The sequence below is a fragment of the uncultured Marivirga sp. genome (assembly GCF_963974845.1).
Taxonomy (GTDB): Bacteria; Bacteroidota; Bacteroidia; order Cytophagales; family Cyclobacteriaceae; genus Marivirga; species Marivirga harenae.
On sequence record NZ_CAXBEQ010000007.1, the window covers coordinates 229,469 to 243,796 of the forward strand.

Sequence of the window (14,328 nt, forward strand, 5' to 3'; positions counted from 1 at the left end):
CTATAATTACGATGGCTAAGCACTCATCTTACTATTTATTTGACCTAATTAAATCTCTCAGCCGGAGTGAAAAGCGATATTTCCGATTGCTTTCCCAGCAGCAGAATGAGGCAAAGTCTAAATACATGCAGCTTTTTGACTTCCTAGATCAAATAGAGAATGCTTCTGATGTAGAAGAAATCACTTTCATAAAAGCTTCCCAGATTTCGAATATGAAGGCGCACTTAACTCAGAAAATATTACAGTCGCTGAGGCAGTTTGAGAGTGGGAAAAACAATGAAATCCACATCCGTGAAATGATTGATTACGTGCAATTATTGTATAATAGAGGTTTATTAAAACAGGCCTTTGACATCTTAAAAAAGGCCTATAAGAAGGTTGCCAAAACAGGTAATTTGGAATTGAAATTAGAGCTTTTAAAATGGGAGAAGAACTTGCTCAACCAAAGTGTAGGAAGCCAATACAGCCAATCGGTACAAAGGGTGATTTCCGAGGTGGAAGATGCCAATAGTAAAATCAATTTGATCAATCAATTCACTAATTTAGCAGTTAAATTGAATGCCATTTATGTAAAAACAGGCTATATCCGTAATGACCAACATTTTCTGGAAATTCAAGGATTGTTTTATAAAGGTTTACCCGATCATAACGAAGCAACTTTATCAATTCATGAAAAGCTGAGTCTATATAGATTATATGTCAATTACTACTACTTCATAGAAGACATGGAGTTGGGTTATCAGTTTGCTTTAAAATGGCTACACCTATATGACCAACATCCCGATCTAAAAAGTAATCAAATGAATGATTATCTGAGTGCTATCAATCAGGTGATGATAGCAGAGTATAAATTATTTCAGTATCAGAACTTCCTCCAATCACGTCAGCGCTTGCACAAGTTAAATGAAGAGATGCAGAAATCGGTCAATGAAAATATTCGAAACAGGCTGATCAAATATGTTTACGTGCATGAATTCAATAGAATATTCATGCTGGGAAAATTCAACTTAGGCGTTAAGCTATTGAAAAAATTGAGCCCTGAATTAGAGGCATTTATTCAGCGTTCAGATGAACACTCTAGGGTAATTCTTTTCTATAAAATTGCCTGTTTATACTTTGGTGACAGTCAATTTCACAAGGCCCTGGAGTGGTTAAACCGAGTTCAGCAAGATGAAAAAACCGATTTGAGAGAAGATATACATTCATTTTCTAGAATCTTAAGTTTGATTGCCCATTATGAACTCGGTAATATGGAGGTAATAGATTACTACATCCGCTCTACTTATCGCTTTCTATTGAAAAAAGGAGAGCTACATCTTTTTCAGAAGTATATATTGAAATTTTTAAGAAAACTAGCTGGTGAATTTAGAGAAGAAGAGCTGATTCCTGAATTTAAAAAACTGCTAAAAAACCTCGAGCCACTTCAAAATATCCGCTATGAAAAAAGATCATTTATCTACTTTGACATTATTGCTTGGTTGGAGAGTAAAATTATGGGGATTAGTGTGCAACAGAGGATACAGGAAAGGGCGAGTCAGAAGATGAGATGATTTATGGCATGAGTATTTTAGTAATTTTAATATTTATTCTTTAAACCATTCTTCCAATCTTTTTTCTTGATAAAAAAGATTCAGAAAATCAAGAAAGTTTAACGCTTCTCCCCTCAAGGCCAACGCTGGCTTGTCTGCACAAGCAGGCCTGCCTGTGGCAGACAGGCCCGCTAAACTTTCCTCCCACCCGCTTTTCCGAGTCCTCGGAAGTGGTCGGATTAATTCTAATCCACTAAATAAGAAGACTCCAATATATTCCTTTAAAAATTTCAGTAAAAAATAATCTTGATTATTTTATTTGTGTTCTTTGTGACTTTGTGGTTAAAATCAATCAGCCTTTGGCTGTCAATCATTCAAACTCATAAAAGTGCTTTTCAAAAGTTTTTCCGCTGTGTTCCCCATCTCTCAACACTTTATAAACCATCCAGATCACAGCTACGGGAGATATACTAAAAATAGCCGCTATTAAAGGATAAGGGAAATTAAAAGCTATAGATACTATGTAAAAAAATAGTAGAAAGGTAACGAGGCTTAAAGGAAATATCAATTTTTTCATACTTAAATAACTGATATTCAGCCGTAATTGTTTAAGTCCTTGCCTGCTCCATTTTAAAAAGCATCAATCTACCGATGGTGGAGGCTCGATTTTTGGCTTCTTTTGCAATTTCACCCTCAAATAGCTCATCAACGGTGTCAAACCAAAGTTTCAACCATCTGTCAAAGTGCTTTTTTTGCAGAGGTTCCTTCTCATTTAACGCAAAATGCTTATCCATGGGGTTGCGTTTATATTCGGTAGTTCCCAACAAAACGGATGACCAGAAATCGTACATGATCGGCATGTGTTCAGGGACGTTCAGTTTAGCCACATCAGTGAAGATATAACCTATGGTCTCGTCTTTCAATACCTTTTCATAGAAGCTATCGACTAGTAATTGAATGTCTTCTTTTTGGATAATATCTTTTTTTGGCATACGATCCTTTTTGTGTTTAGACGGACAAAATTGTGTCACAGTTTTTGATATTTTAATAATTTATTCAATGTGAAAACATTCAGTTCTTCCTAGACAAAAAATCCGTGCGTCATCCTCACGAAGGCGGGAATCTACTGATTTTAATCTTGATTAAAATACCTAAAAAAAAGCCTGAGTCATCTATTTCAGTGACAGATTATAGATTATTATCTTCTTTGACAATACTATTGAAACTTCGTTTCAATAATACATGATCCCTGCCTGCGCAGGGATGAAGCACAGGAGAATGTTTGAATATAAGCAATCCAAGTATCTGCTTTATTCTAACCTCGTATCTAAACAAAATCAAATACTCTGACTAAACTGTGGCTTATCGGACCTTTGTTTCAATTTCGGATCAAAGAGACTGCAAACATTTCTGACAAACAGCATTCCTTTTTCCGTTACTTTTAAGAAATAGTCGTCCACCTCTAATAATCCATCATTTTGCATTTCCTCTAATTCCAATTTAGCGTCTTCCCATAATTCCATAGAAAAATTATTTATGCTAAAATCAGCTTTTCCATTGCAAATCAGTTGATTAATCAGTCTGGCTGAGGTCTTTTCTTCATTGGTTAAATAATGTCCAATAATTAAAGGGAGTTCATTCTTTAAAACTGCGGTTTGATACCTTTCAACTACTTTCTCATTTTGAACAAATGCTGTACCTGTGCAACTGATAGCTGAGCATCCCAATCCAATCATCATTTGATTTTGATCAGTTGTATAACCCATAAAATTCCGGTTCAAATAACCATCTTCTTTTGCGATTGTCAATTCATCTTCAGGCAAAGCGTAATGATCCATTCCTATATTTATGTACCCCATTTCATTCAGCATAGCCTTTGCTCGAAGATACATCGCTAACTTCTCCTCTGGCTTTGGCAAATCCTCATCTCCATAGCCTCTTTGGGCTTTACTTTTCCACGGCACATGAGCGTAGCTATACAATGCGATTCGCTCAGGTTTAAATTCTTTGACTTTTTCAATATTTTCTTCAATATTTTCTAAAGTCTGAAAAGGCAAACCATAAATTAAATCATAATTGACGGAATCAAAGCCAAGTTCTCTTGCCCATTGAGTACTTTTCCTAACATTTTCAATAGGTTGTATTCGATGAATGGCTTTTTGCACCTTTAAATTAAAGTCCTGCACCCCGTATGAAACCCGATCAAATCCCAAATCAGCCAAAGTTTTCAGTTGTTCATAAGTGGTATTATTAGGATGACCTTCAAAACTAAATGCCTTTTGAGGATGTATTTCAGATGTTCCTAAGATCGAAGCTAACAGCCGATGAAGGTTCTTTGAAGAAAAAAATGTTGGCGTTCCACCACCAAGGTGTAAGTTTCGAATTACGGGCTTTTCTTCTATAGCATTAATGTAAGTCTTCCATTCTAATAATAATGACTCAATATACTGTTCCTCTACACTATGGTTTTTAGTGATTCTTTTATTGCATCCACAATAAGTACAAAGGCTTTCACAAAATGGTAAATGAATATAGATACTGAGACTCTTTTCCTGTTGAGAAAAATAGACGCTTTTTACTTCCTTTAACCATTCATCCATATTGGGGCTTTTCAATTTCCAATGTGGAACAGTGGGATAACTTGTATATCTGGGAATGGCTTTGTTGTATTTAGTGCTTAAACTGCTCATGAAATCTCTAATTAATTGACTATACAAAACTAAAATACAGAGATTTGAGAATTACTGACTTAAGTCATCTAATGAGGTGAAAATTATCAATTTAGAATGCATTATGAGATTTTTATGGATGAACAAGATAAAACTACTTTCAGATTGCGGAATCTTACTGTCTTCTTTATATTTTTGCAGCAAAAGAAATTAGAATAAAATGGGAAGAGCATTTGAATACCGCAGAGCAGCAAAAGAAAAGAGATGGGATAAAATGTCCCGCTTATTTCCAAGATTAGGCAAGACCATTACCATGGCAGCCAAAGAAGGTGGACCTGACCCAGAAATGAATGCCTCTCTGAGAACTGCCATTCAGAATGCCAAAGCCCAGAATATGCCGAAAGACAATATTGAGGCAGCTATTAAAAGGGCCTCAAGTTCTGAAGCGGAAAATTACGTTGAAGTCACTTTTGAAGGAAAAGGCCCGCATGGTGTCCTTATATTCATTGAATGTGCCACTGATAACAACAACAGAACAGTAGCCAACATCAAATCCTACTTTAATAAAGACAAAGTAGGTGCCAATTTGGTCCCGAATGGTTCATTAGAATTCATGTTCTCTAGAACTGCAGTTTTCGAATTTGAAAAAGCAGTAGAGATGGATATAGAAGAATTGGAATTGGAATTGATTGAAGCTGGGATGGAAGAAATTGAAGAAAATGATGGTAAACTCTATGTCTATGGAGATTATAAAGAGTTTGGAAATCTATCTAAGAAACTTGAAGAACTCAATATTGACGTCAAAAATGCTTCTTTAAAAAGATTTGCTAATGATTCAGTAGAGTTTGATGAAGAGCAAATGGCCGATATTGAAAAATTGATTGATAAAATTGAGGAGGATGATGACGTGCAAGCTGTTTATACCAATATTGCTTAATTAAAAGTCTTTTTGAACAGAAAGAGCCATTGATTGATTTCATTGGCTCTTTTATTTTGCTTATTGGCTTTTACTTACAAGCGCTTTACTAAGCTGTCCACTTTATATATGATAAAATCAACCGACTCATCCTTTATTTCTTGAACAACTGCTTTCTCAACCTTCGTTTCTTTATTATCGATATTGAAACAAGATTGCCCTGAAGCATTTTTAATTTAGCTTTTCCGGTCGACTCTTCAACACTTAATTTTCAGGAATTATAGGAGAGCTTATCAGATGGACTACCGATCTATATTTTCCCCATACATATAATTCTGCTAAATATCTTCTGGCAACATTTGGGAGGCTATTGGCAGGGATCATTAAAATTATTTATTCACTTTGACCATTTGCTTTCCATCAAGCACTGACAATTCTGGATTACCCTTGATTGATTCAATAATACTATTTTCTTTCCTGGGATATTTTTTGTCTTGAGAAGAGTTTTCCTCAGTATTTGCGAAAGACCTCGTCCCAATAATCGAGGCTACTATAATTCCAATAAATAGTATTATATCTCTCTTTTTCATCTTTGTCTGTTTATAAATTCTGCACCAATACATTCATTATTGGAGAAAACAAAGAAATGCAAATTATGTTTAACTTATTATGAAAATAAATTAAACAAAAAGAGATTACTCAAATTCGGATCTTTTTTCGGGATCATATTTTACAAAAAGGTTAATGTATGCCGAACGAGATAAACGGAAAGTCAGAGGTATCATCAATAAGGATAAGGATACAGATAATGTAATAATAAGCCACAGCTGTGCAAATCCTAAGACATTTAAGGCTACGAATACTGTAATAATCAAAGCTACTTGCATGGCATAGCTGATGTACATAGCTCCATCAAAAAAGGAAGGCTCAGACATATACCTTAATCCGCAGTGTGAGCAATGCTTAGGCATTTTCTGGAAATTCTTGATGTCGTAAGTCTTAGACTCAAATAAATCACCCTCATGACATCTAGGGCATTTGTAATTAAATATGCTATATAATTTATTTCCTTTTTTCATCGTAAGTGAGTTCTGGTATAAGTGCTATCAGATTTTGTCAAAAAAAAAAAACGATCAGTCTTCTATTATTTTTGTAAGCGAAGTATCCATCAAGTATTCAACCATCTCCATAATTTACCTAAAACAGTTTTTGGTTGTGGTTTTTGAACATCTCTCCTTTGTTCAGTATCTTTCTTTTTCTTTGTAGGTTTAGTTTTTTGTTCTAACTGTTTTGGTTTTAATACTTTCTCTTTGTAAAACTGCTCTCTTTTTCTCTTCTTTTCCCTTTCAATCCTTTCTCGTTTTCGCGCATCTTTTTGCTCCTCTTTTTTCCTTATTTCAGCAGGGCTTAATTCTCGCTTTTGGTTTCTTCTAGGTTTTCTTTGTCGCGATGGTTGGCTAAAAGACTTTTTCTTTCTATCCTGAGTTTCTTCACTTTGCTCAGTTTGTGCCTTCGGTTTTGGTTCAGGCAAATCAATTTTACCAATTACATTTAACCCCTTCAGTTCCACTTTAGGAGCTTTAATAATTAACTCTTCATCCGAGTGTTCAGCTTGATCTTCTAACAGTTCTCCTACTGTTTTAAATGCCTTTTTCTTTTCTTTCTGGATCTCAGCTGGGACTTCCTCAATATTTTGAATTTCCGCTGAAGATTTTTCAGCATTTTTTTCAGAGACCTCTTCTTCCGGTTCAGAGTCAGCTGGTTCAGCTATTTTGTCTTCCTTTTCATCAACCTCATCTTTCTCTTCTGTTCTTATTGTATCTTCAACTTCCGCTATGACTTCGTTCTCAGCTTCTTCTTCCTCAATTTCAAAATGTCTGTAAAGTAATTTTACTGCATTTTCATCCAATTTTGTATTTGAATCCTTCTCGATCACTATCCCTCTAATTTCAAGGAAATCGACTATGTCGTCTGTAGTAATAGAAAGTTTTCTCGCTGCCTGGGCAAGTCTCATGGTTATTATTGGTTATTAGCTGGTTAGTTGCAAATATATCATTTTAACAGGATATATGAATATTTTATCAACTATTAAAAATTATATCTTGAATACTCTAAAGTGAATAATCAAAACACGAAACTATTGGAAGGATAATCGATTTGGATTAATAATTGAACAGTAAATAGCGGAGGTCTATTGATACCTCCGCCAATAATTTATTCTCCTTGACCCAGTGAGAACCCTAGTGCACCATCGAAGGTATATAGGTTTTCTGTTTTGATGATGTCGTATCCTTTCTCATTAAGTTTACTCATCAATGCCAATACTTCTTTATATTCAATGGTCTTATAGTCAGGTTTCCCCTCAGCAACAGTTGCATTTTTTGAAATAAACCTGCATCGCCAATGATCTGTACAGAAGGTAGAATCCATTCCACCCGGATAAACTTTTACTCCTCTATTAGTTACCATTTTTAGCTTTAAGAAATCTTTTGAGTTTTCTGTCAACAGCTCTCCAAATTTATTGGCATTTCTATCTCTATGATCTATAAAAATATCTACACCCACCAATTTCTTTTCTTTTGGGGCATGAGATTTTTCTTGGATATTGATTCTAAAATCTTCTCCTTCTTTAACTTCAATTTTCTTGAATTGAGAAGGCACTTGTCCTAGTCTTTCAATTACGGCATCTGCAAACTCCATGGTACCCACTTTTTGCTTGCTATGACCTTCTTTGTAGATTTCTCCGGTGTGAATTCCATCTTCCAAGGTTGTCAACCAAGCATTATGAATAAGGGCTGCTTTTTCCACCTCTCCAAAATATTGCAACATTTGAATAGCACCGTGCAATAATCCAGATGGATTGGCTATTTTCTTTCCAGCGATATCAGGTGCAGAACCATGAATAGCTTCAAACATAGCGTAATCTTTACCGATATTAGATGATCCAGCCAATCCTACTGAACCAGAAATTTCTGCTGTTACATCAGAAACGATATCTCCATATAAATTCAGCGTTACAATCACATCGTAATCCTCTGGACGATTAGCAATTCTAGCAGTAGCGATATCGATAATTTGACTTTCTGCCTGAATATCAGGGTACTCCTTAGCCACTTCCTTGAAAACACTGTGGAATAATCCATCAGTCACTTTCATGATATTATCCTTAACTAAGCAAGTAACTTTCTTTCGATTATATTTTTTAGCATATTCAAATGCGTATCGACAAATTTTTTCTGAGCCTGGTCTAGATATTAATTTCAGACATTGAGCCACTTCATCAGTTTGTTGGTGCTCTATTCCCGCATATAAATCCTCCTCATTTTCTCGAACAACTACCAAATCCATTACCGGATGCTTGCTTTCTACTATCGGATGATAGGAAACCGCAGGTCGTACATTCGAAAACAAACCTAAAGATTTTCTGATGGTAACATTCAAACTTTTATAACCAGAACCTTGTGGTGTGGTGATAGGAGCTTTTAAGATTACTTTCTTTTTATGGATTGCCTCCCAAGCACTTTCAGGAATCCCGGAAGTATTGCCCGACAAATAAGCCTGCTCACCAATTTCGATATGATCTGCATCAAGACTTACATTTGCCGCTGTTAAAATTTTTAAGGTGGCGTCCATTATTTCTGGACCAATTCCATCTCCTTTTGCAACTACTACTGGAAGTGATTTGGTAGTTTTTTTCAAATAATCTGCATTAACAGAATCTTTCATGACTGGATTTTTATGTTTTCTATATTAATATTTCCGATTGAAGGGTATTTATTCTAATGAGGATATACACGGTATAATTGTATTATAGTTGATATAGCCTTTAAATTTGATGCAAAAATAATGCACAAGGCTTTGGAATCAAAGCCGTTGTAAGTTTTAAACTGAAGTAATAATAATCAGGACGAAAATTCAGGTTCAGGCTTATCTTTTGGCAAGCATACTCCAGGGGGCAAATCCAAGACAGGGTCATCGTCATTCTCGTTGGAGCCACCTCCTCCACCTCCATCTTCATCATCGGAGTTGTTGCCACTTTTCAAAACCCATCTGATGAAATAAGATACCAAAAAAGCACAACTCGCCACCAGAATGATGTAGTCAGGATTTTCGATGATATATTGAATGAAAGTCTCCAGCATCTAGTCTAATACAATTATTTAGCAAAAAGCATTCAAAAGTTAATCAATTTATCATCAAAATGTTAAATGATTGAGTGAGAAATTTTGAAAAGGCGCTGATTATATACTGGAAAATATAATTAGGCGGTTGTAACCGTCAAACCATAATCAAAAAATCAAAATCCCATCTTCTCATACCAAGTATATACTTTTCCCAGCCCTTCTTTAAACCTAACTTGTGGTTTATACCCCAAAAGATTCTCAATTTTAGAAATATCAGCTTTCGAGTGTTTGACATCTCCAGGCCTTTCAGGACCATATATTGGCTGAAGATCTCTGCCACTTAAATCTTGTAGTAGCCCAATCATATCATTCAAGCTCATCTGATCTCCACAAGCTACATTATAAATTTGATTAAGGGCTTCCTTATTTTCTGAGAAAAGTGCTAAATCATTAGCATGAACCGCATTTTCTACAAAAGTAAAATCTCTACTGGTTTCACCATCCCCGTTAATAGTGGGCTCATTTCCATGAATAAATGCTTTACAAAAAATAGGAATCACTGCAGCATACGGATTGTCTGGGTTTTGTCTTGGTCCGAAGATATTGAAGTAACGAAGTCCAACATAATTTAAACCATAGGTCTTTTGAAAAACTTCGGCATACAATTCTACTGCATATTTGGTGACTGCATAGGGACTCAAAGGATTCCCAATTATATCTTCTTTCTTCGGTAAATTTGGACTGTCTCCGTAAGTGCTAGAAGAGCAAGCTAACACCACCCTGTCAATTTTATTTTGTACAGCTGCGTGCAAAATATTCACCGTACCATCAATATTTACTTTGGTACTTTGCATCGGGTTTTCGATGGAACGAGGAACGGAACCTAAAGCAGCTTGATGACTAATTAAATCAAAGCCCTTGGTTAACTCCAACATTTTTTCATAGTTGCAAATATCTTCTTCGAAAAACTCAAATCTGGGATGGTTTTCAAATTCTTTAATATTGCTGTAGTATCCATTCGAGAGATTATCAATCACTCTTACGGTCTCTACTCTATCGTCATTCAAATATTTTTCTACCAAATTGGAGCCAATAAATCCTGCTCCTCCTGTAATGATGATTTTCTTTTTCGACATTATGAAATATGATTAAGTAGCAAAGATAGGGAGTCAAAATTGCTTATAGTAATAGATTACTTCTTAATTTCTCTGCTGCTGACTAATCCTCTACAAATTCCTGCCACTCACGGAAATCCTCTTCTTTCATAACTTTAGCCATTTTGACCTGGCCTCCTTTATGCTTATTGGCATCGTTCCATTCCAAGAATTTCTCAGCAGAAATCAAGCTGACTTTCACATCCTTCAAAGCTTTATCTCTGGCTACTTTGTAATTCTTATTGCTATTTTTGAGGTGATTATCTAAATGAATTTTGATATCCTCATTCTTGATATCACCCTTGACTTCCTCCAAACCTAAATACCAGTGATGAATGTGTTCTCCATTTTCCTTCACAGCCGAAACTGTGAATTCTTTGATATTTAGACGGAAGTTTTCATTCAAGCTTTCAATGGCATCGTCCATCTTATTTACGGAAAGCTGAGAACCTACCACATTTAGAAAGAATTTGGTTCGTCCAGTAATTTTGATTTCAGATCTGGAAACATCAGTAAATTTTATCGTATCCCCAATCATATATCGCCACGCTCCGCTGACAGTAGAAATCAGCAAAATATACTCTTTCTCTTCTTCAACTTGGGAAATATCTACAGCCTTTTTATCTGGATTTACTTTTCCCGATTCCAAAACACTGCCCTCTTCAAAAGGAACAAATTCAAAATAGATGCCATTGTCGCAAATTAACTGCATAGCATCAGTGTCAGGCCGAGTTTGGGTTGCTAAATAGCCTTCGGAGGCTAGATATGTATCAATATACTGAACCGGCTTACTGAATAGTTTCTCAAAACTCTTTTTGTAGGGATCCAAAGCCACGCCTCCTGAAGTATATACCGCCAAGTTTGGCCAAATATCATGTATGGAATCTACATTATGATAATCCATTACCCTTTTCAGCATCAATTCAATCCAGGAAGGAATTCCTGAAATGGAACCAATATCCCAATTTTTCGCTTCCTTAGCTATTGCCTCCACTCTTTCATCCCAATCATCTATGCTACTGATTTGCTCCCCGGGTTTATAGAAATTTCTGAACCAATTAGGAATATTAGAAGCACTTATACCACTGATTTCCCCTTCAAAGTGTCCTTTAACTTGATTCAAGTCCGTGCTAGAACCCAACATTAGAATCTGCTTGGTGAAGAAACTTTCGGGTAAATCTTTAAAGTTAGAGAGGCTTAACACTTGTCGAATTCCTGCATTTCTGATGCTTTCTAGCATATCATCCGTAACTGGGATATGTTTGCTGTGCCCAGTGGTTCCAGAGCTCACTGCAAAATTATCGACTTTATCAGGCCAGCAAATGTCAGCTTTGCCTTCCCAGGATTTTTTCCACCAAAATTCCATATCATCATAATCATGATAGGGAACTTCTCTTGAAAATTCATTTGATAGGTTTTTTGATTTCAATATATGCTCAAACCCGTAATATTTGCCAAATGCAGTTTCTTTAGATTTCTGGAGTAATTCTTTAAGCGTTTCTTTTTGAGCTTCGACAGGGGAATCGTGTTTTTTGATTTTACTCCCAACTTCTATTGCAGCCTTAATAATATTACTGATAATTTCCATGAAAAAATATTAGGTAAAAAATATATTGAAGTGATAAACCTTCTGTTTTTAACCGAAATACTTCTCCAAGGTTACGGCTACCCCATCTTCTTTAGCTGGAAGGGTAACTTCATCTGCTACATTTTTCACTTCCTCTTTTGCATTTCCAACTGCTACTCCACAACCAACTGCTTTTAGCATTTCGATGTCATTATAATTGTCCCCAAAAGCGATGACATCCTTCATTTCAATATTCAATTCTGTCCGTAACAGCTGATTTAAAGCACTAGCCTTCGAGATTTCAAGTGGAGCTATTTCAAGATAAGTATCTTTAGAGCGATATAAATGCAATGGTGCATCCATAGATTTCAGCTCAGAAATCAAATCATCAATTAAAGACGGCTCGCCCATACACATGATTTTATGAGCACCATTCTCTTGTGACTTCCAGCTCTCCATTAACTCCAAACCTGATAATATAGAAGCTTGAACTTTCGTATTATTGATTTCCCTTTCTGTCCATTGATCCCTGGAAGGTGCAAACCAATTGTCTTCCAAATAAAAGCCTGCATGCAAATTTTTATTATCGCTCCATTTTGCAATGTACTCACATAATGAGAAAGGAATTTTTACTGAATCCAATATTTTGATCTCATGCCTTTGGGAGATTATAAACCCCCCGTTATAGCAAATTAATGGTTGATTAACTATATCTAGGGTTTGCTGCAAATGGCGCATGGCAGCAGGCATTCTACTGGATGCCAAAATAATCGCCACATCATCTTTCACATGCTTAAAAATATCAACTGTTCTTTTTGATAATTCCCTGTCCTTGTTTAAAAGTGTTCCATCAATATCGGTGCAAATTGCCTTGAACATATTATTATGTGCTTAAGATTTTGGAAATGCAAAATTAATGCTTTTGAAACAGTTCAAAACAATCAGAAAGATTATTTATCATGCCAATGTCCATGCTCGGCAGACCAAACTTTACCGGGAGGAGCTTCACCAGCTGGTGGTGGGGTTAATCCTTGTCTGCTACTGTTTGTATTTACCGGAGCTGTTTGCTGTGAATTATAATAAACAGAAAATCCTGCTATAGCTAGAATCACCACAAAAATAGCTATATACATTAAATTTTTGTTGTTGTTTATACCTGAAGACTCTTTGCCCATATGGCAATTTTTATATTTCTTCCCGCTTCCACAGTGGCAAGGTTCGTTTCTTCCTAGTTCCTTTTTCATTTATAATCTTATTTAATTCGGAATTAATTTACGAAAATATTAGACATGAAGCAGATATTTATTCTAAACGATCTTGACTGATACCAAAAGGTCATCTCCAATTGATGACCTGAATCTCGTTTTCTTCTCTTTTTTTCATATTATCAGGCAAATGATCAAGAATTTCTTTTTGAAGGGCTTCAATTATTCTTCTTTTTAGAAAGTCCCTTTTCATCACCAAGCTCACTTCTCTAAATGGTGTAGGTTTCTTAAATATTCTCAACTTCTTTAAGTCTTCTTTTGACAAATCTAATGTTGCCAATTCTGGCAGTAAAGTAACTCCACCTTGTTTGTCCACCATCCTTTTTAGAGCCTCCAGTGAACCGCTTTGGTAATTCAAAATATTATCAAAATTTCTGTTTTGGCAAATATTCAATACTTGTTCTCTAAAACAATGACCTTCATTGAGCAACCAAAGCTCGTTATTTTCTAAATCTTTACCTGAAATGGGTTTTTCAGGAGGCTCTAAATCTGTTTTATGAGCGTATCCTAGAAATTTTTCATAATAGATTGGAATCTCTCTGAAGGAACTATCATTTAATGGCCCAACTAATATTCCAACATCAATTTCCTCAGATTTCAATTTGGCCAGTGTATTCTCAGTTAATAATTCCTGCACCTGAATATGAATAGATGGATATTTATTCATAAAACTTTTGGCAAATAGCGGTAAAAGATAAGGTGCAATAGTCGGTATAACACCAATTTTTAAGGTTCCGGAAACCTCCATCTTCTGGTCCTCAATAATTTCCTCCATTTTCTTGGCTTCGTTGACAACTTTCCGTGCTTGTTCTAAGATCATGGCCCCAAGTTCCGTTGGAACAACCGGTTGCCGACTTCTGTCAAATATTTTTACACCAAGATTATCCTCCAATTTATTGATTTGCATACTTAAAGTCGGCTGAGTTATAAAACTATGCTCAGCCGCCTTCCCAAAATGACGATAAGTATCTAATGCGATGATATATTCCAGTTGAGAGATGGTAGCCTTCATTTATGCAGAGAATTTTTATTTAAAATATTTATGCTTGCAATTTAAATAATTGCCCCAAAATAAACGTATTATTATTTAGAATTAATCCAATT

General features: G+C 35.5%; 15 protein-coding genes. 2 read left to right on the top strand and 13 right to left on the bottom strand.

Features of this window, described 5'->3' with window-relative positions:
- The first annotated feature begins 11 nt into the window (after positions 1–11).
- Positions 12–1,550 carry a hypothetical protein gene (locus AAC601_RS15830; protein ID WP_340153791.1) on the top strand — a complete coding sequence of 513 codons (1,539 nt, stop codon included), beginning with the start codon at positions 12–14 and terminating at the stop codon, positions 1,548–1,550.
- 349 nt (positions 1,551–1,899) lie between these two features.
- Here the strand turns inward: AAC601_RS15830 and AAC601_RS15835 are convergent, their stop codons facing one another.
- The 3 genes from AAC601_RS15835 to hemN form a co-directional block, all read right to left on the bottom strand.
- Positions 1,900–2,106, bottom strand: coding sequence for a hypothetical protein (locus AAC601_RS15835; protein WP_303270544.1), 207 nt, complete (start codon positions 2,104–2,106; stop codon positions 1,900–1,902).
- A 31-nt stretch (positions 2,107–2,137) separates the two neighbouring features.
- Positions 2,138–2,521, bottom strand: a complete 384-nt coding sequence (locus AAC601_RS15840; RefSeq protein ID WP_340153792.1) for a group III truncated hemoglobin — start codon at positions 2,519–2,521, stop codon at positions 2,138–2,140.
- A gap of 345 nt (positions 2,522–2,866) precedes the next feature.
- Entirely contained in the window at positions 2,867–4,219 is a 1,353-nt protein-coding gene (gene hemN, locus AAC601_RS15845) for an oxygen-independent coproporphyrinogen III oxidase (RefSeq protein WP_340153793.1), read from the bottom strand.
- A gap of 199 nt (positions 4,220–4,418) precedes the next feature.
- Here hemN and AAC601_RS15850 point away from each other — a divergent pair, with 199 nt between their 5' ends.
- Positions 4,419–5,135 carry a YebC/PmpR family DNA-binding transcriptional regulator gene (locus AAC601_RS15850; protein ID WP_340153794.1) on the top strand — a complete coding sequence of 239 codons (717 nt, stop codon included), beginning with the start codon at positions 4,419–4,421 and terminating at the stop codon, positions 5,133–5,135.
- Between the two features lie 368 nt (positions 5,136–5,503).
- Here AAC601_RS15850 and AAC601_RS15855 read toward each other — a convergent pair whose 3' ends face one another.
- The 10 genes from AAC601_RS15855 to AAC601_RS15900 form a co-directional block, all read right to left on the bottom strand.
- Positions 5,504–5,704, bottom strand: coding sequence for a hypothetical protein (locus AAC601_RS15855; protein ID WP_303270548.1), 201 nt, complete (start codon positions 5,702–5,704; stop codon positions 5,504–5,506).
- Positions 5,705–5,809: 105 nt separating this feature from the next.
- A complete protein-coding gene (locus tag AAC601_RS15860; RefSeq protein WP_303270549.1) occupies positions 5,810–6,193 on the bottom strand; it encodes a DUF983 domain-containing protein in 384 nt (127 codons plus the stop codon).
- Positions 6,194–6,282: 89 nt separating this feature from the next.
- Positions 6,283–7,128: a hypothetical protein gene (locus AAC601_RS15865; protein ID WP_340153795.1), complete on the bottom strand. Its 846-nt coding sequence runs from the start codon at positions 7,126–7,128 to the stop codon at positions 6,283–6,285.
- 200 nt (positions 7,129–7,328) lie between these two features.
- Positions 7,329–8,840 (bottom strand): NADP-dependent isocitrate dehydrogenase, encoded by a 1,512-nt coding sequence (locus AAC601_RS15870; protein WP_340153796.1) that lies wholly within the window; start codon positions 8,838–8,840, stop codon positions 7,329–7,331.
- A 176-nt stretch (positions 8,841–9,016) separates the two neighbouring features.
- On the bottom strand, positions 9,017–9,256 hold the full coding sequence (locus AAC601_RS15875) for a hypothetical protein (RefSeq protein WP_303270553.1): 240 nt from the start codon (positions 9,254–9,256) through the stop codon (positions 9,017–9,019).
- Between the two features lie 155 nt (positions 9,257–9,411).
- Complete coding sequence (locus AAC601_RS15880) at positions 9,412–10,374, bottom strand: SDR family oxidoreductase (RefSeq protein ID WP_340153797.1); 963 nt, start codon at positions 10,372–10,374, stop codon at positions 9,412–9,414.
- 82 nt (positions 10,375–10,456) lie between these two features.
- Complete coding sequence (locus AAC601_RS15885; protein ID WP_340153798.1) at positions 10,457–11,980, bottom strand: GH3 auxin-responsive promoter family protein; 1,524 nt, start codon at positions 11,978–11,980, stop codon at positions 10,457–10,459.
- A 48-nt stretch (positions 11,981–12,028) separates the two neighbouring features.
- Positions 12,029–12,838, bottom strand: coding sequence for a Cof-type HAD-IIB family hydrolase (locus AAC601_RS15890; RefSeq protein ID WP_303270556.1), 810 nt, complete (start codon positions 12,836–12,838; stop codon positions 12,029–12,031).
- A 71-nt stretch (positions 12,839–12,909) separates the two neighbouring features.
- Positions 12,910–13,203, bottom strand: coding sequence for an SEC-C metal-binding domain-containing protein (locus AAC601_RS15895; protein ID WP_303270557.1), 294 nt, complete (start codon positions 13,201–13,203; stop codon positions 12,910–12,912).
- A gap of 91 nt (positions 13,204–13,294) precedes the next feature.
- Entirely contained in the window at positions 13,295–14,236 is a 942-nt protein-coding gene (locus AAC601_RS15900) for a LysR substrate-binding domain-containing protein (protein WP_340153799.1), read from the bottom strand.
- Positions 14,237–14,328: the final 92 nt, after the last annotated feature.

Bases quoted from the DNA above. Each gene is read 5' to 3' on its own strand.
- hemN (WP_340153793.1), bottom strand. From the start codon at position 4,219: ATGAGCAGTTTAAGCACTAAATACAACAAAGCCATTCCCAGATATACA.
- AAC601_RS15830 (WP_340153791.1), top strand. From the start codon at position 12: ATGGCTAAGCACTCATCTTACTATTTATTTGACCTAATTAAATCTCTC.
- AAC601_RS15860 (WP_303270549.1), bottom strand. From the start codon at position 6,193: ATGAAAAAAGGAAATAAATTATATAGCATATTTAATTACAAATGCCCT.
- AAC601_RS15855 (WP_303270548.1), bottom strand. From the start codon at position 5,704: ATGAAAAAGAGAGATATAATACTATTTATTGGAATTATAGTAGCCTCG.
- AAC601_RS15875 (WP_303270553.1), bottom strand. From the start codon at position 9,256: ATGCTGGAGACTTTCATTCAATATATCATCGAAAATCCTGACTACATC.
- AAC601_RS15840 (WP_340153792.1), bottom strand. From the start codon at position 2,521: ATGCCAAAAAAAGATATTATCCAAAAAGAAGACATTCAATTACTAGTC.
- AAC601_RS15885 (WP_340153798.1), bottom strand. From the start codon at position 11,980: ATGGAAATTATCAGTAATATTATTAAGGCTGCAATAGAAGTTGGGAGT.
- AAC601_RS15880 (WP_340153797.1), bottom strand. From the start codon at position 10,374: ATGTCGAAAAAGAAAATCATCATTACAGGAGGAGCAGGATTTATTGGC.
- AAC601_RS15890 (WP_303270556.1), bottom strand. From the start codon at position 12,838: ATGTTCAAGGCAATTTGCACCGATATTGATGGAACACTTTTAAACAAG.
- AAC601_RS15850 (WP_340153794.1), top strand. From the start codon at position 4,419: ATGGGAAGAGCATTTGAATACCGCAGAGCAGCAAAAGAAAAGAGATGG.
- AAC601_RS15835 (WP_303270544.1), bottom strand. From the start codon at position 2,106: ATGAAAAAATTGATATTTCCTTTAAGCCTCGTTACCTTTCTACTATTT.
- AAC601_RS15870 (WP_340153796.1), bottom strand. From the start codon at position 8,840: ATGAAAGATTCTGTTAATGCAGATTATTTGAAAAAAACTACCAAATCA.
- AAC601_RS15865 (WP_340153795.1), bottom strand. From the start codon at position 7,128: ATGAGACTTGCCCAGGCAGCGAGAAAACTTTCTATTACTACAGACGAC.
- AAC601_RS15900 (WP_340153799.1), bottom strand. From the start codon at position 14,236: ATGAAGGCTACCATCTCTCAACTGGAATATATCATCGCATTAGATACT.
- AAC601_RS15895 (WP_303270557.1), bottom strand. From the start codon at position 13,203: ATGAAAAAGGAACTAGGAAGAAACGAACCTTGCCACTGTGGAAGCGGG.